The 21,490-nt window shown below is 71.5% G+C and carries 19 protein-coding genes; 4 read left to right on the top strand and 15 right to left on the bottom strand.

Features of this window, described 5'->3' with window-relative positions; translation table 11 throughout:
- Positions 1-222 precede the first annotated feature (222 nt).
- The 6 genes from topA to ACFHVL_RS11560 all read right to left on the bottom strand — a co-directional run bounded on the left by topA (position 223) and on the right by ACFHVL_RS11560 (position 8,461).
- Positions 223-3,168: a type I DNA topoisomerase gene (gene topA, locus ACFHVL_RS11535; protein ID WP_416627630.1), complete on the bottom strand. Its 2,946-nt coding sequence runs from the start codon at positions 3,166-3,168 to the stop codon at positions 223-225.
- A 385-nt stretch (positions 3,169-3,553) separates the two neighbouring features.
- Positions 3,554-4,315 carry a hypothetical protein gene (locus ACFHVL_RS11540; protein WP_416627631.1) on the bottom strand — a complete coding sequence of 254 codons (762 nt, stop codon included), beginning with the start codon at positions 4,313-4,315 and terminating at the stop codon, positions 3,554-3,556.
- Positions 4,306-4,851, bottom strand: coding sequence for a hypothetical protein (locus tag ACFHVL_RS11545; protein ID WP_416627632.1), 546 nt, complete (start codon positions 4,849-4,851; stop codon positions 4,306-4,308). Before ACFHVL_RS11545 ends, ACFHVL_RS11540 begins: the two co-directional genes overlap by 10 nt.
- Before the next feature lie 126 nt (positions 4,852-4,977).
- Positions 4,978-7,371 (bottom strand): sodium-translocating pyrophosphatase, encoded by a 2,394-nt coding sequence (locus ACFHVL_RS11550; protein ID WP_416627633.1) that lies wholly within the window; start codon positions 7,369-7,371, stop codon positions 4,978-4,980.
- A 284-nt stretch (positions 7,372-7,655) separates the two neighbouring features.
- Complete coding sequence (locus ACFHVL_RS11555; RefSeq protein ID WP_326551065.1) at positions 7,656-8,093, bottom strand: ATP-binding protein; 438 nt, start codon at positions 8,091-8,093, stop codon at positions 7,656-7,658.
- Positions 8,090-8,461 carry an STAS domain-containing protein gene (locus ACFHVL_RS11560; RefSeq protein WP_416627634.1) on the bottom strand — a complete coding sequence of 124 codons (372 nt, stop codon included), beginning with the start codon at positions 8,459-8,461 and terminating at the stop codon, positions 8,090-8,092. The genes ACFHVL_RS11555 and ACFHVL_RS11560 overlap by 4 nt, the downstream gene beginning before the upstream one ends.
- Positions 8,462-8,618: 157 nt before the next feature.
- Here ACFHVL_RS11560 and ACFHVL_RS11565 point away from each other — a divergent pair, with 157 nt between their 5' ends.
- Entirely contained in the window at positions 8,619-11,102 is a 2,484-nt protein-coding gene (locus ACFHVL_RS11565) for a DEAD/DEAH box helicase (RefSeq protein WP_416627716.1), read from the top strand.
- A 77-nt stretch (positions 11,103-11,179) separates the two neighbouring features.
- Positions 11,180-11,389, top strand: coding sequence for a hypothetical protein (locus ACFHVL_RS11570; protein WP_416627635.1), 210 nt, complete (start codon positions 11,180-11,182; stop codon positions 11,387-11,389).
- Between the two features lie 89 nt (positions 11,390-11,478).
- Here the strand turns inward: ACFHVL_RS11570 and ACFHVL_RS11575 are convergent, their stop codons facing one another.
- From ACFHVL_RS11575 to ssd, 8 genes are all read right to left on the bottom strand, one after another.
- A complete protein-coding gene (locus tag ACFHVL_RS11575; protein WP_416627636.1) occupies positions 11,479-11,886 on the bottom strand; it encodes an Rv3654c family TadE-like protein in 408 nt (135 codons plus the stop codon).
- On the bottom strand, positions 11,883-12,296 hold the full coding sequence (locus ACFHVL_RS11580; RefSeq protein WP_416627637.1) for a TadE family type IV pilus minor pilin: 414 nt from the start codon (positions 12,294-12,296) through the stop codon (positions 11,883-11,885). The genes ACFHVL_RS11575 and ACFHVL_RS11580 overlap by 4 nt, the downstream gene beginning before the upstream one ends.
- Entirely contained in the window at positions 12,293-12,421 is a 129-nt protein-coding gene (locus ACFHVL_RS11585) for a DUF4244 domain-containing protein (protein WP_233606454.1), read from the bottom strand. The genes ACFHVL_RS11580 and ACFHVL_RS11585 overlap by 4 nt, the downstream gene beginning before the upstream one ends.
- A 141-nt stretch (positions 12,422-12,562) precedes the next feature.
- The gene (locus ACFHVL_RS11590; protein WP_416627638.1) at positions 12,563-13,279 is read right to left on the bottom strand and encodes a type II secretion system F family protein; all 717 of its coding nucleotides are present in this window, start codon (positions 13,277-13,279) and stop codon (positions 12,563-12,565) included.
- The gene (locus ACFHVL_RS11595) at positions 13,279-14,130 is read right to left on the bottom strand and encodes a type II secretion system F family protein (protein ID WP_416627639.1); all 852 of its coding nucleotides are present in this window, start codon (positions 14,128-14,130) and stop codon (positions 13,279-13,281) included. Before ACFHVL_RS11595 ends, ACFHVL_RS11590 begins: the two co-directional genes overlap by 1 nt.
- 5 nt (positions 14,131-14,135) lie before the next feature.
- The gene (locus ACFHVL_RS11600) at positions 14,136-15,332 is read right to left on the bottom strand and encodes a TadA family conjugal transfer-associated ATPase (RefSeq protein ID WP_416627717.1); all 1,197 of its coding nucleotides are present in this window, start codon (positions 15,330-15,332) and stop codon (positions 14,136-14,138) included.
- Between the two features lie 59 nt (positions 15,333-15,391).
- A complete protein-coding gene (locus tag ACFHVL_RS11605; RefSeq protein ID WP_416627640.1) occupies positions 15,392-15,523 on the bottom strand; it encodes a hypothetical protein in 132 nt (43 codons plus the stop codon).
- A gap of 331 nt (positions 15,524-15,854) precedes the next feature.
- Positions 15,855-16,946 carry a septum site-determining protein Ssd gene (gene ssd / locus ACFHVL_RS11610; RefSeq protein WP_416627641.1) on the bottom strand — a complete coding sequence of 364 codons (1,092 nt, stop codon included), beginning with the start codon at positions 16,944-16,946 and terminating at the stop codon, positions 15,855-15,857.
- Positions 16,947-17,498: 552 nt separating this feature from the next.
- Between ssd and ACFHVL_RS11615 the strand changes: the two genes are divergently transcribed.
- Positions 17,499-18,308 (top strand): HAD family hydrolase, encoded by an 810-nt coding sequence (locus tag ACFHVL_RS11615; protein WP_416627718.1) that lies wholly within the window; start codon positions 17,499-17,501, stop codon positions 18,306-18,308.
- Positions 18,309-18,352: 44 nt separating this feature from the next.
- On the opposite strand, the gene ACFHVL_RS11620 is transcribed toward ACFHVL_RS11615, so the two are convergent.
- Positions 18,353-19,102 carry an oxidoreductase gene (locus ACFHVL_RS11620; RefSeq protein WP_416627642.1) on the bottom strand — a complete coding sequence of 250 codons (750 nt, stop codon included), beginning with the start codon at positions 19,100-19,102 and terminating at the stop codon, positions 18,353-18,355.
- Positions 19,103-19,274: 172 nt separating this feature from the next.
- On the opposite strand from ACFHVL_RS11620, the gene acs reads away from it, so the two are divergent.
- Positions 19,275-21,239: an acetate--CoA ligase gene (gene acs, locus ACFHVL_RS11625; protein ID WP_416627643.1), complete on the top strand. Its 1,965-nt coding sequence runs from the start codon at positions 19,275-19,277 to the stop codon at positions 21,237-21,239.
- Positions 21,240-21,490 lie beyond the last annotated feature (251 nt).

Here is a 21,490-nt window from a genome sequence, read left to right on the forward strand (position 1 = left end):
ACGCCGCGACACCAACACGGCCACGAAACCCCAGCCCAACACCATGATCAACTTACGTTAAGTGGCATTGGTTCCAGAGCCGGTTCCAGAGCCAAGGATGAAACCAGCGCACGTGGCGACCCACCGGTGCATCGCACCGCCGGATCAGGCGTACCTCACGCCTTCGAGCAGGTCGCCACGGCGCTGAACGGTCGACCGCGCTGCGGCCGGGTGGTCAACGGGTCAGGAGGCGTCGGACTGGTCAGTCGCCTTTCGTGCGGCGGCCTTCCTCGGCGCGGCCTTCTTCGCCGTCGCTTTCTTCGCGGTCGTCTTGGCCGCGGTCGCTTTCTTCGCGGTCGTCTTGGCCGCGGTCGCTTTCTTCGCGGTCGTCTTGGCAGGCGCTGCCTTCCTGGCCGCCTTCTTGCGCGGCGCCGGACCCTTGGCCCGCTTCTCGGCCAGCATCTCCGATGCCTGCTCGATGGTCAACGATTCCGGCGTCTGACCGCGACGCAGCGAGGCATTGCTCTCACCATCGGTCACGTACGGCCCGAAGCGGCCGTCCTTGATCACCAGCGGCAGCTCGGTGAGTGGGTCGACACCCATCTCCCGCAGCGGTGGCGCGGCCGCCCGCCGCTGCCGTGCCTTCGGCGCGGCGAGCAGCGCCAACGCCTCGTCGAGCGAGACGGTGAAGAGTTTGTCCTCGGAATCCAACGAGCGGAACTCGTCGCCCTTCTTCACGTACGGCCCGTAGCGGCCGGCGGCGGCCACCACCTCTGCGCCGTCCGGGGCGGTGCCGACCACCCGGGGCAGGGTGAGCAGGCGCAGCGCCTCGGTGAGGGTCAGCGTCTCCGGGGAATGCGAACGCAGCAGCGAGGAGCGCCGCTCCCCGCCTTCGACGTACGGGCCGAAGCGGCCGGACTTGAGCACGATCGGCTCGCCGGTCTCCGGGTGCTCGCCGAGCTTGCGCTCACCGCCGCCGCCGAGGAACAACTCGTTGACCTTCTCCGGGGTCAACTCGTCCGGGGCGATCCCCTCGGGCAACGAGACCCGGTCGGCGGCGGACGCGCCGACCTCGGACTCGCCGCCGGGCGACTCGTTGTTGCCGTCGGCGGATCCGACGCCGTCGTGGGCGTGGGCATCGCCGTCGTGGGCGTGGGCATCGCCGTCGTGCGACGCCGGCGCCGAGGAGTCGACACCGTCCGCACCGGGCAGGAAACGCTGCAGGTACGGGCCGTACCGGCCGACCCGGACGACGACCTGGCGGCCGTCGTCGTCGACGAACAGCGGGATCGAGTTGACGCTGCGAGCGTCGATCTCGCCGAGCTTGTCGGTGACCAGCCGCTTGAGCCCGCCGGAGCGGGCAACCGAATCGGTACCGGCGGTGTCGCTGCCGAAGTAGAACGAGGTGAGGAAGTCCACCGCCTGGTGATCGCCGGACGCGATCTCGTCCAGCTCGTTCTCCATGCTGGCGGTGAAGTTGTAGTCCACCAACCGTGGGTAGTGGCTCTCCAGCAGGCCGATGACCGCGAACGCCAGGAACGACGGGATCAACGCCTGGCCGCGCTTGGCGACGTACCCCCGGTCCTGGATGGTCTGCATGATCGACGCGTAGGTCGACGGCCGACCGATGCCGAGCTCTTCGAGCGCCTTGACCAGCGAGGCCTCGGTGTAGCGGGCCGGCGGCTGGGTGCTGTGGCCGACCGCGGCCAGCTCCTGCGCGGACAACGGCTGGTCCTTGGTCAGGTTCGGCAGTCGACGCTCGGCGTCCTCAGCCTCGGCCGACTCGTCGTCGGAGGACTCGACGTACGCGCGCAGGAAACCGGGATCGGTGATCGTCTTACCGGTGGCGCCGAAGTCGCACTCCTCCCCAGCGGTGGAGACCGCCCGGATGCGTACCGACACGCTGGAGCCGACCGCGTCGGTCATCTGCGAGGCGATGGTCCGACGCCAGATCAGCTCGTAGAGCTTGAACTCCTCGGCGGACAGTTCGTTGGCCAGCTCACCGGGGGTCCGGAAGTGGTCACCTGCCGGCCGGATCGCCTCGTGCGCCTCCTGGGCGTTCTTGACCTTGCCGGTGTAGCGACGCGGCTCCGGCGGCACGAAGCGTTCGCCGTACAGCTCGGCGACCTGGCTGCGGGCGGCGGCGATCGCCGTCTCCGACAGGTTGACCGAGTCGGTCCGCATATAGGTGATGTAGCCGTTCTCGTACAGCCGCTGTGCGGTGCGCATCGTCTGCTGCGAGGAGAACCGCATCTTGCGGGCCGCCTCCTGCTGCAGCGTCGAGGTGATGAACGGGGCGTACGGGCGGCGGCGGTACGGCTTCTCCTCGACCCGGGTGACGGTGAACGGCCGGCCGTCGAGGCGCGCGGCCAGGCCCCGGGCACCGTCGCCGTCCAGGTGCACCACCGAGGCTTCCGGACGGACCCGGCCGGTGGTGGCCTCGAAGTCCTTTCCGGTGGCGATCCGGTCGCCGCCGAGGGCGATCAGCGTAGCGTTGAACGACCGCGGTCCGTCGGCCTCGGCGCCCGCCCGGCCGGTCAGCGCCAGCGTGGCCTGGATGTCCCAGTACTCGGCGGTACGGAACGCCATCCGCTGGCGTTCCCGCTCCACCACGATCCGGGTCGCGACCGACTGCACGCGGCCGGCGGAGAGCCGGGGCATCACCTTCTTCCACAGCACCGGCGAGACCTCGTAGCCGTACAGCCGGTCCAGGATGCGCCGGGCCTCCTGGGCGTCGACCAGGTCGCGGTCGATCTCTCGCGGGCTCGCCACCGCGGCCTGGATCGCGGCCCGGGTGATCTCGTGGAAGACCATCCGCCGGACCGGGACCTTCGGCTTGAGCGTCTCCACCAGGTGCCAGGCGATCGCCTCACCCTCGCGGTCCTCGTCCGTGGCGAGCAGCACCTCGTCCACTTCCTTGGCCAGCTTGGTCAGCTTGGCGATCTGCTGCCTACGGTCGGGTGAGACGACGTAGAGGGCGGAGAATCCGTTGTCCACGTCGACGCCGAGCCGGGCCCATGGTTCCTTCTTGTACCGGGCGGGCACGTCGGCCGCGTTGCGCGGCAGATCCCGGACATGCCCGAGACTCGCCTCCACGACATAACCCGGGCCGAGATAGCCCGAGATCGTCTTGGCCTTCGCCGGCGACTCGACGATGACCAGACGGCTGCTTGAGGTGTTGCTCGGCACTTCTCTCCTGACCTCGACCCACTCAGGCCGCAGCCACAGAGGCAGCGACCCAGATCGACCGGCGCCCGCCACGGCGGGCGGCGGGCGACAGTCACGACGTCCAACGTAACGCGAACCCGGGTCCGGTGGAGCACACGCGGGCAAGCCTCTTGTCCGATTCGCGTCGGTCGCCCGGTTGATCCACCACAGCTGATCGGCAGCCCACCAGATGCCGATCCTGCTCGTCCCACCGCACCAACGGCGACACGGTACACCCAACGACTGAGGTGACGTGGCACACCGCACCGGAAGATCCGATGGCAGCGGTCGATGTCCGGCGGACTCTGTCGGCGATCGGACAGCAGCCGGCCCGACCCGGCCCCGGCCGGTCAGCCAGCGATCCGGGTCAGACCCAGCCGTCCGGTGGGGCCGCCGAGGGCCGGTCGCCGAGCAGCTCGGCCAGCCTGGTCAGTCGGCGTCGGCCGACGATGCGAAACGCCGGCCCACCCGACCGGGCGTCCAACAGCGCCGCCGGCAACCCGATCGCCGCGAGCGCCGCACCCACCTGTGCCCAGTTGTCCGCGTCCGGCTCGCCGAGCCCGAGCCGGAAGCCGAGCTGATCACGGACGCCGGCCGCGGCGGCCCACAGGCGCAGCCGCTGGCCGGCCAGGTGGAACCCGACCGGCGGCCGTTTGACGAGTCGGTCGTCGGCGTCGTCCCGGACCCCGGCGTCGGCGTCGGCGTCGTCCCGGACCCCAGCGTCAATCTCGGCGTCGTCCCGGACCTCAGCGTCGATCTCGGCCTGAGTGCCGGTGTCGGTGGTCGCCGGGGGCGGGGACCCGGGACGGGGGTGCAGCCAGGCCGCACCCAACTGACTGAGCACCGCCGTGTACGCCGTTCGCACCACGAGCCGGCCCTCGGGCGTCTGCCGCCAACTCGGGGTCAGCCCGCGGTGGCGCAACTCGGCGACCAGCACGTGCACCCGCCAGGCATGGTCGACGTCCACCGAGACCCGCACCGTGCCACCCATCCGGCTGATCCGCCCCGGGCCGGCCAGCAGGCCCGCGAGATCAGCCGGCGTCGGATCGACGGCGGCCACACCGAACAGCGACAACTGCCGGGCTACCACAGCCCCGGCCGGTGAGTCGGCTGGCGGTGTCAGCGACACTCCGGGACCTCGTCGAAGGCCCGATCGAGCTCGGCGGAATCCAACGTGGTGGTGTCCAGCGCGCTGCTCTGATACTCGTCGGTGAGCACCTCGAGCACCGCTTCGACACCGTCGTAGAAGGTGTCCGCCGGGCCGCTGGCGTCCAGCTCGGCGATGCCCTCCTCGGCCCGGCCGTACGCGTCGCGCACCGCACCGAGTGAATCGACGAAGCCGCCGGCGACCAGTTCGCCCTGGTCGGTGTCGGGGATGCCGGCCGCCACCACCTGGGCGCGGGCGGTCTCGGTGGCGGACTCCGCCCCGGCGAGCAGCCGCACCAGATTCTCCTGGGCCTGCGCCGGGGTGGTCTGCGCGGTCATCTGCTGTTGGGCGCTGCTGGTCAGGCCGCTGATCTCCGCTCGCCACGGGCGCAAGGCGGTGCAGACCTCGGCCGCCCACATGACCGGGCTCGGCCCACCGCCGCAGGCGGCCAACGTCGCCAGGACGGCGATGAGCACCACAGTGGTCCGGGCAGTGGATACCACGTGGCGCGCTCCCATGCTGTGCAGCGTACGCACTGGCGGCGGCAACCGTACGGCCCGCCGCCGGTCGGCGGTAGGTCGATACGGTGGGCCCGCACGGCCCGCGATCCGGTCGGATCGCGGGCCGGCGGGGCCACCGGTCGATCAGACGCTGACCCGCTCCGGCTCCGAGCCGGCGGCACCGCCGCCGGCCGGACCGTCACCGAGGTCGTCACCGATCGCCATCGACTTGCGCTTGGTGAACACCACGGCCGCGACCACGATCGCCGTGGCAGCGAGCGCGACGGTGATCCGCAGCGGGTTGTTCTGGTCGGTGCCGACACCCCACATGATCACCGCAGGGGCGATCAGCAGCGCCACCAGGTTCATCACCTTCAGCAGCGGGTTGATCGCCGGCCCGGCGGTGTCCTTGAACGGGTCACCGACAGTGTCGCCGATGACCGTCGCGGCGTGCGCCTCGGAGCCCTTGCCGCCGTGCGCGCCGTCCTCCACCAACTTCTTGGCGTTGTCCCAGGCACCGCCGGAGTTGGCCAGGAAGACCGCCATCAGCACACCCGTGGCGATCGCACCGGCCAGGTACGCGGCGAGCGCACCGGCGCCGAGGCCGAAGCCGACCGCGATCGGCGCGAGCACCGCCAGCAGGCCGGGGGTGAGCAGTTCGCGCTGGGCGTCACGGGTGCAGATGTCCACGACCTTGCCGTACTCCGGCCGTTGGGTTCCCGCCATGATGCCCGGGTTGTCGCGGAACTGGCGGCGGACCTCCAGCACGACGGCCCCGGCGGAGCGGGACACCGCGTTGATGGCGAGCCCGGAGAAGAGGAACACCACCGCCGCGCCGATGATCAGACCGACCAGGTTGCCCGGGTTCGCGACGTTGAGCGAGTCCGCCAGGTAGCCCGGCACATCGTCGATCCCGGCGTCGCGCAGTGCGATGCTGACCGTATCGGTGTAGGACCCGAACAGCGCGGTCGCCGCGAGCACCGCGGTGGCGATCGCGATGCCCTTGGTGATCGCCTTGGTGGTGTTGCCGACCGCGTCCAGCTCGGTGAGGATCCGCGCGCCTGCCTCGTCGATGTCGCCGGACATCTCGGCGATGCCCTGCGCGTTGTCGGAGATCGGGCCGAAGGTGTCCATCGCGACGATCACGCCGACCGTGGTGAGCAGGCCGGTGCCGGCCAACGCCACGGCGAACAGTGACAGGGTGATCGAACCGCCACCGAGCAGGAACGCCCCGAAGACGGCACCGCCGACCAGCAGCGCGGAGTAGACCGCCGACTCCAGGCCGACGCTGATCCCAGCCAGGATGACGGTGGCCGCGCCGGTCAACGAACTCTTGCCGATGTCCTGCACCGGGCGGCGGTGCACCTCGGTGAAGTAGCCGGTGAGCAGCTGGATCGCGGCGGCCAGCACGATACCGATGATGACCGCGGCGATCGCCAGCCCGGCCGGGGACAACGGCAGGTCCACCCCGGCGTCGACGTCGAGCTGCGTACGCCAGTCGTCGCCGAGCAGCTCCGACCAGCTACCGGGCAGGTAGAGGAACGCGGCGATGGCGACCAGCACGGCGGCGAGCACCGCCGAGGTGAAGAAGGCCCGGTTGATGGCCACCATGCCGTTGCGGTCCGAGGGACGCAGCCGGGTGAGCAGGACGCCGACGAGGGCGATCACCGCACCGATGGTGGAGACGATCAGGGGGAAGATCAGACCTTCCTCGCCGAAGGCGGCCCGGCCGAGGATCAGCGCGGCGACCAGGGTCACCGCGTACGACTCGAACAGGTCGGCGGCCATGCCGGCACAGTCGCCGACGTTGTCGCCCACGTTGTCGGCGATGGTCGCCGGGTTACGGGCGTCGTCTTCCGGGATGCCCTGCTCGACCTTGCCGACCAGGTCGGCGCCGACGTCGGCTGCCTTGGTGAAGATGCCACCACCGACCCGCATGAACATGGCCAGCAGCGCGGCGCCGAAGCCGAATCCTTCAAGTACGGTCGGCGCGTCGACCCGGTACATCATGACCACCACGGCCACGCCGAACAGGCCGAGACCAACGGTGAGGAAACCGACCACCCCGCCGGTCCGGAAGGCGATCTTCATCGCGTTCTCCCGGCCGCCCGGGCCGGCACCGGCAGCCGCGGCCACCCGCACGTTGGCTCGGGTCGCCAGGGCCATCCCCGCGCCACCGATGAACGCGCTGAACACCGCGCCGACCACGAAGAAGGCGGACCTGCCGACCTTCACCATCGTCTCGCTGCCCTGTGTCTCGTGGACGGGCAGCAGGAAGAGAAGTATGACGGCGAGTACGACGAACACGCCGAGGGTTTTGAACTGGCGGAACAGGTACGCCGACGCGCCTTCCTGCACGGCGCCGGCGATCTCCTGCATGTTCGTGGTGCCCTTACCGGTTGCCAGAACCGCCCGTACCAGGGCGGCGGCGAAACCCAACGCCACCAACGCGATGACCGCGGCGATGATGACGTACGTCAGGTGTGATCCAGTAAGGGACAACCCGCCGCCTTCGGCAGCCAAGATGGTCCCGGACATCAGTGTCCTCCTGTACCGAACGCTCGCCCCGGTCGGTGGACGAACCGCCGGAGCGACTCCACGCGGGGAGCGACGAAGTCTGCTGGCGCCCACAGGCTGTGGGGCCAGGACAGTTGGTGATAACCCGCGTACTCTAGCGGCCCGGGGTAAGGCAGGTCACACCGTCTACCCACCGAGTTTCAGATCATTCCCGCAGGCAGAACGAAAAGCACGACGACTCCTGTTGATCTCTGCCTGCCGGTTGAAATCCGTGGGCGGGCCCAACGGAGCGGCGAGCGGCGAGCTCAGCGGCCGACCGGCCACACCATCCGCACCTCGGTGCCGATACCCTCGTCGACCGGCCGGACCTGCAGGTCCTCGACGAAGCCGGCGAGCAGCGCGAAGCCGACGCCGACCGTCAACGCCTCGTCGGTCAGCGCCTCGTCGGCCAACTCGTCCGGCGGCAGGGCACTCAGGCCCAGCCCGGCCTCGATCGGCGCGCGGTCGATCACCCGTACGGTGTACGTCTCCTCGTCGGACATCTCCACCCGGACCAGGTCGACCAGCCCGTACTGGCGATGCAGGGCGACCGCCCGGGTGCATGCCTCACCGATCGCCAACCGCACCTCGTCGAGGAGTTCCTCGGCGACCCCGGCACGGCGGGCGACCGCGACTCCGACCAGGCGTGCGGTGCGCACGTGCACTGGCGCCGGGGAGAACGAGAGCCGGACTGTCGCCATCACGCCGGTGGAACTACGCCGGCCGGACCGGCCGGCGCCTCGCCAGCGGCAGCCTCCACCGTCGGAAAGATCGGGAAGACCTGGTCGAGGGCGGTGATCCGGAAGATCTTCAGCAGTGGCTCCTTGTCGCAGACCAGCCCGAAGGTGCCGCCGGCGGGGCGTAGCCGCTTCAGCGCGCCGACCAGCACACCGAGTCCGGTGGAGTCGAGGAAGTCGACCCGGCCGAGGTCGACGACGATCTTGCGGTCACCAGCGTCGATGAGCTCGATCAACCGTTCCCGAAGGCGCGGCGCGGTGTAGACGTCCACCTCGCCACCGACCTCCAGCACCGTGTGCTCACCCACGGTGCGAGTCGACAGCGACAGTTCCATCGGTCTCCTCCTTGGCCGTGACGCACGCCTGGCCGTGACGCGTGATTATGGCATCTAACCACCGCCCGGCACATTCGTGCTGGGCGGCTCCGCACGATCGATACCCGAATGACCGGTGACCTGGGCGGCCTCCATCCTGGCCGACCGACACCCCGGGATGCCGACGTCCGCACACCAGTGCGAGAGTGCAGACGTGACCTCACCCGCCACCGTAACGCCCGGGCCCGTTCCGGACCCGGCGGGGTTGCTGCGCCGGTGGCGGTCCGCCGGGCAACTGCCGCGCCAGGCGGGCGAGGCCCGATCGGTGCCGGACGGTGGGTGGCCCGACCCGGTCACCCATGTCGAACGGCTGCCGGCCCGCCCCGGGACGACCGCGCCGTGGCCCGGCTGGGTGCCGGACCAACTGCGGGACGCGCTGGCCGGGCGCGGCGTGCGGGAACCCTGGCAACATCAGGCGTACGCCGCCGAGCTTGCCCACGGCGGCCGGCACGTCGTGGTGGCGACCGGGACCGGCTCCGGGAAGTCCCTGGCGTACCTGCTGCCGGCGCTGTCGACGCTGCTGGCGGATCCACGGGCCACCGTGCTCTACCTGGCACCGACCAAGGCGCTGGCCGCCGACCAGTTCCGCGCCGTCACCGGGCTCGGGCTGGACGGCGTCCGACCGGCTTGCTACGACGGCGACACCCCGCAGGCCGAACGGGCGTGGATCCGGCAGCACGCACGCTTCGTACTGACAAATCCTGACATGCTGCATCGCGGCATTCTGCCCGGCCACAACGCCTGGTCGCATTTCCTCCGCCGGCTCACGTACGTGATCGTCGACGAGTGCCACAGCTACCGCGGGGTGTTCGGCTCACACGTGGCACACGTGCTCCGCCGGCTGCGACGGCAGACCGAGAGGTACCACCGCGCCCGACCCGGCGGCCCGGCCGGACCGGTGTTCATCCTCGCCTCGGCCACCTCCGGCGAACCGGCGCGGGCGGCACGACAGCTGACCGGCCTACCGGTCGAGCCGGTCACCGAGGACAGCGCACCCCGGGGCGCGGTCACCTTCGCGCTGTGGGAGCCGCCGCTGCTGCCCGGTGCCCGGGCCGACACCGAAGACCTCACCCCGGTACGCCGATCCGCGCTGCGCGAAAGCGCCGACCTGCTCGCCGACGCCGTTGCCGCCGGCGTGCGTACGCTCGCGTTCGTCCGCTCCCGGCGCGGCGCCGAGGTGGTCGCCAGCACCGCCCGCCGGGCGCTGGAGGAAGTGGTGCCCGGTCTGGGCACCCGGGTCGCGGCCTACCGGGCCGGGTTCCTGGCCGAGGAGCGACGGGCCCTGGAACGCTCACTCGTCCATGGCGACCTGCTCGGGCTGGCCTCGACGAACGCACTCGAACTCGGCGTGGACCTGGTCGGCCTGGACGCGGTGCTGATCTGCGGCTACCCCGGCACCCGGGCGTCGCTGTGGCAGCAGGCGGGTCGGGCCGGACGGGCCGGACGGGAGGCTCTCGCAGTGCTGATCGCCCGCGACGACCCGCTCGACACGTACCTCGTGCACCACCCCGAGGCGGTCTTCGGCCGGCCGGTGGAGGCGACCGTGCTCGACCCGACCAACCCGTACGTCCTCGGGCCGCAGCTGTGCTGCGCGGCCGCCGAAGGAGCGTTGACCACGGCGGACGTCGAGCTGTTCGGCGGCGCGGTGGTCAAACAGACGCTGGACGAACTCGTCGCGGCCGGGCTGCTGCGCCGCCGGCCCACCGGCTGGTACTGGACCGCGCCGGGGCGCCCCGACGTCGACCTGCGGGGCGAAGGCGGCGCGCCGATCAACGTGGTCGAGGCGGCGACCGGCCGGCTGCTCGGCACCGTCGACCCCGGCTCGTCGCACTTCCTGGTCCATCCGGGCGCGGTCTACCTGCATCAGGGCGTGTCGTACGTGGTGGACGACCTCGATCTGGAGGGCGCCTGTGCGTTGGTGCACGCCGAGGAGCCGGAATGGTCCACCCACGCCCGGGAGGTGACCTCGCTGGATGTGGTCTCGGTCCGCGAGTACCAGGACGCCGGGCCGGTCGGGCTGTTCGTCGGCGACGTCGACGTGACCAGTCAGGTCGTCTCCTACCAGCGGCGACGGATCGGCTCCGGCGAGGTGCTGGACACCCGACCGCTGGATCTGCCGGCCCGGCAACTACGGACCGTGGCCGTCTGGTTCACCGTCTCGCCGGCCTCACTCACCGCCGCCGGAGTCGACCCGGCGGAGGTGCCGGGCGCACTGCACGCCGCCGAACACGCGGCGATCGGTCTGCTGCCGCTGGTCGCCACCTGCGACCGGTGGGACATCGGTGGACTGTCGACGGCGTCGCACGCCGACACCGAGGCGCCGACGGTGTTCGTCTACGACGGGCATCCGGGCGGTGCCGGCTTCGCCGAACGGGCGTACCAGGCGGCCCGCACCTGGCTCGGTGCCACTCGGGACCTGATCGCCGCCTGCGGTTGCGACACCGGCTGCCCCTCCTGCGTGCAGTCGCCGAAGTGCGGCAACGGCAACAACCCGCTGGGTAAGGCGGACGCGGTCCGGGTGTTGGACGTGGTGCTGACCAATCTGCCGGAGCCGACCAACGCTGCCGAGACGATGGCCGATCCGGCAGCCAACTCTGGTTGATTTACCGGCATAGATCTCGACCGATCTGGATAGATTAGGCATGGGAGCGCTCCAGGACGCCGCCGGAGGAGAACACCGTGGCCGACACCGTGACCGACACCGTCGAGATGCTCTACTCGATCGACCAGCAGAACCTCACCGTCGACCAGCAGATCGCCCTTGCCCAGGCGTACGCGTCGTTGGCCCAGGCGGAGCGCCTCGAGTTGATCCAGCAGCGGCTCTACAGCATCCAGCAGGTGATCTCCCGCTGGGCGATGCACGCCGCCGCCGACGGCCCCGCCCGCTGAGCGCTCTGGTCGAGGGCAAGATCAATGTGAGCGCCAGATACGCTACCCGGCTGTTTTAGGGTATCTGGCGCTCACATTGATCTTGGGCGTCAGACCACAGACGGCGGGCCGTGGACCGGGCCGGCCCTGGCCTGGGCGACCGCCGGTCGGTTGACGCCGATCGACGGCAGCACCGGCACCTCCACGGCGACCAGCACCTCCAGCCCTTCGACGACGCAGCCGACCAGCCGACCGCCGTTGCGCTCCGCCAACTCGGCGGCCCGCTCGCACACCAGGGTCGGGCCGTCGAGGGCCCGGGCGGCGCCAGCCAACGCGGCCAGGTCCGCCGCCACCGCGGCCTGCTGCCGGGCCAACCGAGCCGCACCGATCATCGCGCCGGCCAAGCCGGCGGCGACCAGCACCAACCCGACCGCCAACAGCCACAGACTGGCGCTCCCCCGTTGGCCCGAACCAGCCGTACGCGCCAGGACCCAGTGCCGGCCACGGTGACCGATCACGGGTGACCGACCGGATCCGACGTGGCGGGGACCGCCACAGGGTCGATCAGCACGCCAGGGTCGATCAACACACCGGGCTCGACGGCAGCCGTCGCGGTCACGGTGACCGTGCTCCGCGGAAGGCGGGCCCCCAACGCCCGCAGTGGCGCCCGCACCGTCACCGTGACCAGGTCGCCGTCGTAGGCCACCTGGACCTGGGCACCGGCCGGCCCGCCCGGCGGTGAGACCGCATCGCCCCGGGCCGTGGCCAGGGCGACCGCCCGAGCCAGATCGACACTTTCGGCTTTGGTGACGACCGCGCTGACCGCGGACAGCCCGACCGCCAACAGCAGGACCAGCGCCGGCAGGCCGGCCGCCAACTCGGCGGTGAACGAACCGCGATCGCCGCCGGCCCGCCGGCGCCGACTCACCCGAGTGCCCGATCGATCACCGATGCCAGCGCGGCCTGCACACCTTCGCTGGTCAGCACCTTGAGCAGGATGCCGGCGAAGGCGACAGCGGCCAGGGTGCCGACCGCGTACTCGGCGGTGTTCATGCCGGCGTCGTCGCGCAACCGGTGGGACAGCCGCGCCACGACCCGGCCGACCACCGGCCGGCCCGGCGCGAGCGCCGGGCCGGCCGGTGCCTCGTGTATCGATGTGGATACGGACGTCAACCGCATGATGGACTCCTTTCCTCAGAGGACGTCGCCGAGGACGGCGACGATCACCGGCACCAAGCCGGCGAGAATGAAGGCGGGCAGGAAACACAGCCCGAGTGGCAGCACGATCAGCACACCGGCGCGGCGTGCCTGCGCTTCGGCGGCGGCCGACCGGCCCGCCCGCAGGTCGTCGGCGACCCGGACCAACGCGCCAGCGAGAGCAGCACCGCTGGCGGCGGAGCGGATCGCGGCGGCGGCGACCCGATCGCCCGCCGGCACCTCGGCCAACGGCCGCCAGGCGTCAACCGGCTCCGCTCCGAGCCGCAACGCGCGGGCAACCCGGCCCAACCTGGCCCCGAGCGGTCCGGCCACCGCCTCGGCGACCGCGACGCCAGCGCCGTCGACCGGAGACCCGGCGCGCAGTGCCGCCGCCAACAGGTCAGCGGCCAGTGGCAGGTCGGCCGCCTCACGCAGCCGCTGCCGACGCGCCCCCGGCGGCTCGATCCGCCGCAACAGCCGATCCAGGCCGACGGCGACAGCGACACCCACCGGGACGAAGATCCAGCTGCCGCCGAGCACCAGCACCGCGACCCCGGCGAGCACCGCGACCGGCCGCACCAGGCGGGACGTACCGCCTGCCGACTCGGCTGGCGATCCGGGCACCCCGGACAATTGCCTGAGCCGCCGACGAACGGCGATCGCGGTGATCGGGACGCCGCCCCGCGGCGCGGGGACCGCTCGGTGGCCGGCCATCAGCCGACTCCCTCGGGCGCCTTGTTCAACCGTTCCGTCCAGATCAGGCCGGCGATCTGCAGGCCGACGGCACCCAACGCGCAGCCCGCGCCGATCGGGGTACGGAGCAGCACCGCCAGCGGGTCCACGCCGATGCCGTACCCGAGGGCGATCCCGCCCGCCGGCAGACCGGCGAGCAGCCAGGCGGTCACCCGGGAGCCCGCTGCCTGGGCGGCGGCCGCCTCCCGCGCCCGGTCCAGCGCCCGCGCGTCGGTCTCGATCCGCTCGATCAGCTCCGCCAGTGGAGCTCCCGTCCGCTCCGCCAGTCGGGCCGCCGCCGTTGCCAACCGGTCGAGCCGGCCTGCGGCGGTATCCCCCGTCGAGCCGGGCAACGCCGGCTGCCCGGTCGGCAGCCCGGCGCGCAGGTCAGCGGCGAGCGCCGCCAATCCGTCGAGTTGCTGCACCCGCAACGTCTGCCGCCGATGCGCGCCCTGGCTGGCCAACAGCGCCCGGACACCGAGCCAGACGTAGGCGGCAATCACCAGGGCCGCCACCACGCCGCCGAACCAACCGGCGAACAGGCCGCCGCTGACGGCGGCCCCGATGGTGGTCCGACCAGGACTGCGCTGTGCGTCGCGCCGCAGCCGGGCCGGCCATGCCGCCAGCCATGCCGCCAGCCAGGCCGGCAGCCAGGCCGGCAGCGTCTGGAGCCGGGCCGGCAGTCCTTCAGACCGTGCCGCCGCTTGTGCGGGCCCGGCGCGGCCCCGGAAACGGCCTGATGCATGGGTGGGGACGACGGCGTGGCCCATTGGCCCGGCGGCGGTGGCCAGGACCCGGCGGCGGCGAATCCACGACTGGGCCGGCCTGCTCACCCAGCTCATCGGGATCCGCCCTGAAGCAGCGCCGGGACCGCCACCCCGCGCTCGGCGAACAGGCTGGCGAGTGTGTCGCCAGCGGGCTGCGGGCCGTGCCCGTACCGCCAGGCCGGCGCGACGGTCACCAGATGCTGCGGACCTTGCGGCGTCAGCAGGCACACCGCGTCCACCATGCGGCGGTTGGCCACCCGACGAAGGTGGACGACGACCTGGATCGCGGCGGCCACCTGGGCGTGCAGCGCCGGCCGGGGCAATCCTCCGAGCAGCCCCAACGCCTCCAACCGAGCCGGCACGTCGCCGGCCGCGTTGGCGTGCAGAGTGCCGGCGCCACCCTCGTGGCCGGTGTTGAGCGCCGCCAGCAGGTCGACCACTTCGGCACCCCGGCACTCGCCGACGACCAACCGGTCCGGACGCATCCGCAACGCCTGACGGACCAACTCCCCCAGGCCCACCGTCCCGGCACCCTCGACATTCGCCGTCCGCGCCTGCAGACCGACCACATGCGGATGCTCCGGCCGCAACTCGGCGGCATCCTCCACCAACACGATCCGCTCATCGGCCGGCACCAACCCGAGCATCGTGTTCAACAACGTCGTCTTGCCCGACCCCGTCCCACCCGTGACCAGGTACGCCAACCGGGCCGCCACCACCGCCCGCAGCAACTCCGCCAACGGACCCGGCACCATGCCCCGCCCGACCAGCTCGGCCAACTGGAACGGACGCTGCCGGAACGTCCGCAACGACAGATACGGACCCGTCGCCGCGATCGGCGGCAACACCGCATGCAACCGCGTTCCGTCCGGCAACCGGGCATCCGCGTACGGACAACCGTCGTCGAGCCGACGGCCCGCCGCAGCGGCCAACCGCTGCGCCAACCGGCGCACCTCGTCGACCGACCGGAACACCACCGACGCACGCTCCAGGCCAGTGCCCCGGTCCACCCACACCGACGTACCGTTCACCAGCACGTCCGTCACCCGAGCCTCGGCCAACAACGGAGCCAACGGCCCGGCACCGGCCAACTCCCCGTGCACCTCACCGGCGATCCGCAACAACCGGGCGTCACCCAACAACGCCGCACCCGGCTCCGCCCGCACCGCAGTCACCACCGACGCCGGAGTCACCACCGCCCCATCGGCGATGAACCGCTCCCGCACCCGAGCCGCCACCGACCTGTCACCCGACGAACCGGCCGCCACCGAACTGCCGGCCACGAAGCCACCGGCCACCGAACTGCCGGAGCCAGCCGCTGTGGCGGTCACGACGCCACCGCCCGAGCCGCGCCGCCGAACGCAGCCAACCGCCGCAGGTCATCGAGGACACCTTCGGCGACAGACATGACCGGCGACAGACATCGGAACGGGACCGTGCTGATTCGGAGCGGCGGCATCCAGGCCTCCTGCGGATCGGGGAGCGATACCGCAACTCTGGACGCTGGCGGACAGCTCACGCCCGGACGATCACTCGGCCTGTGGACAACCCGACCGCCTGTGGACAACCCCCGAGCTACGCACCCGATCTGCTATGCGGCGGCCGGCCGGAAGCCGAACTCTGTTCCAGCGTGATCCCCTTGGGGGATCAAAATCCTCCGAGGGGATCACGCTCGAAGAGGTATCCCACCCCAGCGGTCACATTCGCGCGGCCGGCGGAGGCGTGAGTGTCAACGGTCAGTGCGCTGTGCTGGACAAGTCTGGACTGATGTACAGCTGCCGCTGTGGCCGTCACGGTGCCGCGGCGCGGTCCGCCAGACCGGCGACGATCCGCTGGCACAACTCGGCGAGCGCGCCGCTACCCGAGGAGCCGGGCGCGTCGCCACGCTCCAACCCACGGCTGATCCGTGGCTCGGGCCGCAGCGCCCCGGCCAATGGCAGGCCGAGCGACCGGGCGATCTCCCGGGCGCTGAGCTGCCCCGGTGCGGGGCCGCGCACGACCAGCGACAGGTTCGGGCAGTGCCCCTGGATGCCGGCGACGACCCGGGCCGCCGCGGCGGTTGCCCGCAACTCGGCCGGAACCAGCACGAAGATCTGATCGGCCGCGTGCATGGCGGCGATGGCGGCGTCGTCCGGCCGCCGGGGCAGGTCCAGCACGATCAGGTCGCGCTCGCGGCGGGCGGCGTCGATCGCGGCCGTCATGGTGCTGGCGGGCAGCGGCAGCGGCGCACCGCGATCCCAGCTGAGCAGGCCGAGGTCGCCCCGGGAGGGCAGCGCCCCGGCCAGTGCGGCCGGGTCGAGCCGCCCGTCGCTGTCGGCCAACGCCGGCCAGCGCAGCCCGCCGAGTTGCTCCCAGCCGAGCACCAGGTCGAGCCCGCCGCCGAGCGGGTCGGCGTCGATCAGCAGGCTGCGCAGTCCGCGACGGGCGGCGGTGACGGCGAGCCCGCCGGCCAGCACGCTGGCCCCGGCACCGCCCCTGCCGCCCACTACGCCGATGGCCACGGCTGGCACCCGATCGCCGACGTGCAGGTCGGTGAACCGGTCGACCAGCCACGGCTCGGCCGCCGGCAGGATCGCGACGTGCTTTGCGCCGAGCAGCTCCGCGACCTGCCAGGGCTGGTCCTGGCCGGCCCGGCCGACCAGGATCAGCCGGGGCCGGCGGGGCAGCCGGGCCCGCAGGTAGGCGGCGGCCTGGTCGACGCCGACCAGGACGAACGGTGCACCGCTGTGTCGGGACCGGGCGGCGACCGGGTCGGCGGCCAGGTCGACATCGGTGCCGCCGAGCGCGGCCAGCCGCAGCAAATCGTCGAGGAGACCTTCGTCGGCGGTGACGACCAGCGGCAGACGTCGGGAGTGGGTCGTGTCGGTGCGTGGCGGCGACATCGGAGGGCCTCCTTGCGGATCGGGGAGCGATGCCGCAACTGTGGGGCCGGCGGGCGGGTCACGCCCGGGTGATCACGAAGGCTGTGGACAGCCGGAACACCTGTGGATAGCTCCGGGGCGGCGGTGCTGATCTGCTACGCGGCGGACCGCCACCACGTAGCAGGCGCAGGGCCGCCGGGTGAGCGGGGTCGCCGCCGGACAGGCCGGACTTGCCACCGGAAAGACGACGGCCCCCGCCGGGGGGAGGCGGGGGCCGTCTGGAGTTCGGCTCCGGGGGGGTCGAGCCGAACTCGCTCAGCGGTCACGGGGGGTGCAACCGCCGAGTGTCTACCGGATGGAGCAGGCCTGGAAGTGAAACTGTGTCACAAAACAAGCATGCCTGAGCGGACCGCCACGCGTCGAGGGGTGTTTACCGCGAGTCGCGTGACAGCACGGAGCAGACCAGTGGTCAGCGTACCCAGGCAACTGATCTTCGAGTCAGGAACGGGCTCCCTCAGCTACGGCGTCGTAGGCTACCCGCGTACCACCGCGCGGCGCACCGGCCGGCTAGACTTGCGCGTCGTGGGCCGCAGCGCCGCTTTCTTCGATCTTGACAAGACCGTCATCGCCAAGTCCAGCGCCTTGGCGTTCGGCCGGCCGTTCTACCGCGATGGGCTGATCACCAGGCGGGACGTCGTCAAATCGGCGTACGCGCAGCTGATGTTCCGCCTCGGCGGCACCGACGAGCAGACGATGGCCCGGACCCGGGACTACCTCGCGACGCTCTGCAAGGGTTGGCAGGTGGATCAGGTCAGCCAGATCGTGGCCGAGACCCTGCACGAGCTGATCAACCCGTACGTCTACGCGGAGGCGGCGGCGCTGATCGAGGAACACCAGGGCGCGGGGCGCGACATCGTGCTGGTGTCGGCCTCCGGTGAGGAGATGGTGCGCCCGATCGGCGAGCTGCTCGGGGTCACGGACGTGATCGCCACCCGGATGGCGGTGGAGAACGGCCGATACAGCGGAAAAATCGAATTCTACGCCGCTGGCCCAGCCAAGGCCACCGGCATCACCGAGCTGGCTGACCTGCGCGGATACGACCTGGCTGAATGTTACGCCTATTCCGACTCCTACACCGACGTGCCGATGCTCGAATGCGTCGGCCACCCCACCGCGGTCAACCCGGACCGGCAGTTGCGCAAGCTCGCCACCGAGCAGGGCTGGCCCGTTCTGGCGTTCCGCCACCCGGTGCCGCTCGGCCGGCGGCTGCGCGACCGGCCGGCGGTGCCGGTCGCCGCCGCGGCGCTGAGCGTCGGTGTCGGCGTGGCCATCGGGATCGCCTGGTACGGACGCCACCGGCGGGCCAGGGCCAGCTCGACCTGACGAACCTCACCGGACGAACGGAGCACCCGGTCCGCGGGCAGCGCTCAGGCGCTGGCGAGCACCTCGTCGGCGACCCCGGTCAACTGTTGCGCCCCCAGCTCCACCGCCGTCAGGTAGTGCCGCAACCAGGAGCGGATGCCGTCCGGCGTACCGGTCGCGAACGCGCCCGCCGCGCCGACGTACTCCGGCTCCCGCTCACGGTGGCCGACCTCGACGGCGAGCAACCCACGGGGGTCGACCCCGGCCGCGACCAGGGTGAGCCGCCCGGCGGCGCGGGCCACCACCCCGTTCGGCCCGGCGAACGGCCGCAGCGTCAGCAGCTCGGCGTGCACCACCGCCGCGACCACCAGCGCCGGCACCGAGGTGCCGCCGGCGACCAACGCCGACAGCGCGTCGATCCGGTTCGCGACGCCCGGCACCCCGCCGGGTCGGCCGAGGCTGTCCGCCTCGACCAGATCGCGAGCGGCCAGTACGTGCAGCCGGGCGAGGATCTGGCGCGGTGCGAGCGGCCAGCGGTCGGCCAACGCCGGCACCGCCTCGGCCACCCGCAGCGCACCCTGTACGGCCGGGTCGGTCACCGTGCCGGCCCGTACGTCGGCCAGCGGGTAGAGGTGGCCCTCCAGCGCCGCGCTGGCCACCGCCGACCGCAGGCTGATCTCCGCGGCGACCTGCCCGCCGTGTCGACGCAGCGCCCGGTGGCGCAGCGCCGCGTCGACCTCGTCCCGGGCGCGGTGCAGGGACGGTGCCACGTCGGCGAGGTCGAGCAGCGGCGCGAGCGGATCGGCATCGGTCACCCCGCTACGCTACGTGCCCGGCCGCGGCGGACGAGCACGGGCCGGACCGCCCGCCGCGCTGGTGTGGCCGCTCGGCGCGAGATGGGCACCCCGGTATGTGACAAGTCTCGTGCCAACGAGACGACGACATTAACCTCGGAGCAAGTCAAGCGACGTGTGAGGAGCCCCACGAATGAGCGAAGCACTGGAGAACCTACTTCAGGAGAATCGCCGGTTCGAGCCGCCGGCCGAGCTGGCCGGGGCGGCCAACGTCACTGCGGCCGCCTACGACGAGGCAGCCGCCGACCGGCTTGCCTTCTGGGCGACCCAGGCTCGCCGGCTGCACTGGGCCAAGGAGTGGGACCAGGTGCTGGACTGGTCCAATCCGCCGTTCGCGAAGTGGTTCGTCGGCGGGCAACTCAACGTCGCGTACAACTGTCTGGACCGACATGTCTCGGCCGGCCTCGGCCAGCGGGTCGCCATCCACTGGGAGGGCGAGCCGGGCGACACCCGCGCCATCACCTACGCCGAGCTGCACCAGATGACCTGTCAGGCGGCAAACACCCTGACCGAGCTGGGGGTGACCGCTGGCGACCGGGTGGCGATCTACCTGCCGATGATCCCGGAGGCGGCGGTCGCGATGCTGGCCTGCGCCCGGATCGGTGCAACCCACAACGTGGTGTTCGGCGGTTTCTCTGTCGACGCGCTCTCCAGCCGGGTACAGGATGCCAGCGCGAAGGTGATCATCACGGCGGACGGTGGTTACCGGCGGGGCAAGCCGTCGGCGCTCAAGCCGACCGTCGACGAGGCGGTCGCCAAGTGCCCGTCCGTCGAGCACGTGCTGGTGGTCCGCCGTACCGGCGAGGAGGTCGCCTGGACGGACAAGGACCGCTGGTGGCACGAGACGGTGGAGAAGGCCGACACCGCGCACGAGGCACAGCCGTTCGACGCCGAGCAGCCGCTGTTCATCCTCTACACCAGCGGCACGACGGCCAGGCCGAAGGGCATCCTGCACACCACCGGCGGCTACCTCACCCAAACGTCGTTCACCCACCACGCGGTCTTCGACCTCAAGCCGGAGACCGACGTCTACTGGTGCACCGCCGACATCGGCTGGGTGACCGGGCACTCGTACATCGTGTACGGTCCGCTGTCCAATGGTGCCACCCAGCTGATGTACGAGGGCACCCCGGACACCCCGCACAGGGGCCGGTTCTGGGAGTTGGTGCAGAAGTACAAGGTCAGCATCCTGTACACCGCGCCGACGCTGATCCGCACCATGATGAAGTGGGGCGAGGAGATCCCGGTCGGGTACGACCTCAGTTCGCTGCGGCTGCTCGGCAGCGTCGGCGAGCCGATCAACCCGGAGGCCTGGATGTGGTACCGGGAGCACATCGGAGGTGACCGGTGCCCAGTCGTGGACACCTGGTGGCAGACCGAGACCGGGGCGATCATGATCTCGCCGTTGCCCGGGGTGACCGCCACCAAGCCGGGTAGCGCGATGTCGGCGTTGCCGGGCGTCAGCGCCGACGTGGTCGACGACCAGGGCGCCTCGGTGCCCAACGGTGGCGGTGGTTACCTGGTGCTACGCGAGCCGTGGCCGTCGATGCTGCGCACCATCTGGGGCGACGACGACCGGTTCGTCGACACCTACTGGTCCCGCTTCGACAAGATGTACTTCGCCGGCGACGGGGCGAAGAAGGATGCCGACGGCCACGTCTGGCTGCTCGGTCGGGTCGATGACGTGATGCTGGTGTCCGGCCACAACATTTCCACCACCGAGGTCGAATCGGCCCTGGTGGCGCACCCCGCGGTGGCGGAGGCGGCGGTGGTCGGCGCCACCGACCCGACCACCGGCCAGGCGATCGTCGCGTTCGCCATCCCGCGCGGCAGTGCCGACATCGCCGGCGCAGCCGGTGAGGAGTTGATTCAGGAGCTGCGCAACCACGTCGCCCGTACGCTCGGGCCGATCGCCAAGCCCCGGCAGATCATGCTGGTCGCGGAGCTGCCGAAGACCCGCTCCGGCAAGATCATGCGCCGGCTGCTGCGTGACGTCGCCGAGAACCGTTCCCTCGGTGACGTGACCACCTTGCAGGACTCCACGGTGATGGACCTGATCTCGTCCGGGATGCAGGGCACCAAGTCCGACGAGGACTGAGCGCAGCGCGTCACGGCGGTGCGGCTCGCGCCGTACCGCCGGTTGTCGATCTTCGGGCCGGTCCGGTCGCCGTGGCGACCGGACCGGCCCGTTCCTACTGCCCGACGCTTGTTACATATCAGGGCGATCCTGCCAGGTCGGTGAAACAAATCGACGCATTGACCTTCACAGAGGTTCCCTCGGGTGACTAGGTTCACGATGGCCCCGACAAAACGAGGCCACATCATCCGGAGCTCCCTGCCCCACCCATC

Source organism: Micromonospora sp. LOL_023, from assembly GCF_048060115.1.
In the GTDB taxonomy this organism is placed as follows: domain Bacteria; phylum Actinomycetota; class Actinomycetes; order Mycobacteriales; family Micromonosporaceae; genus Micromonospora_E.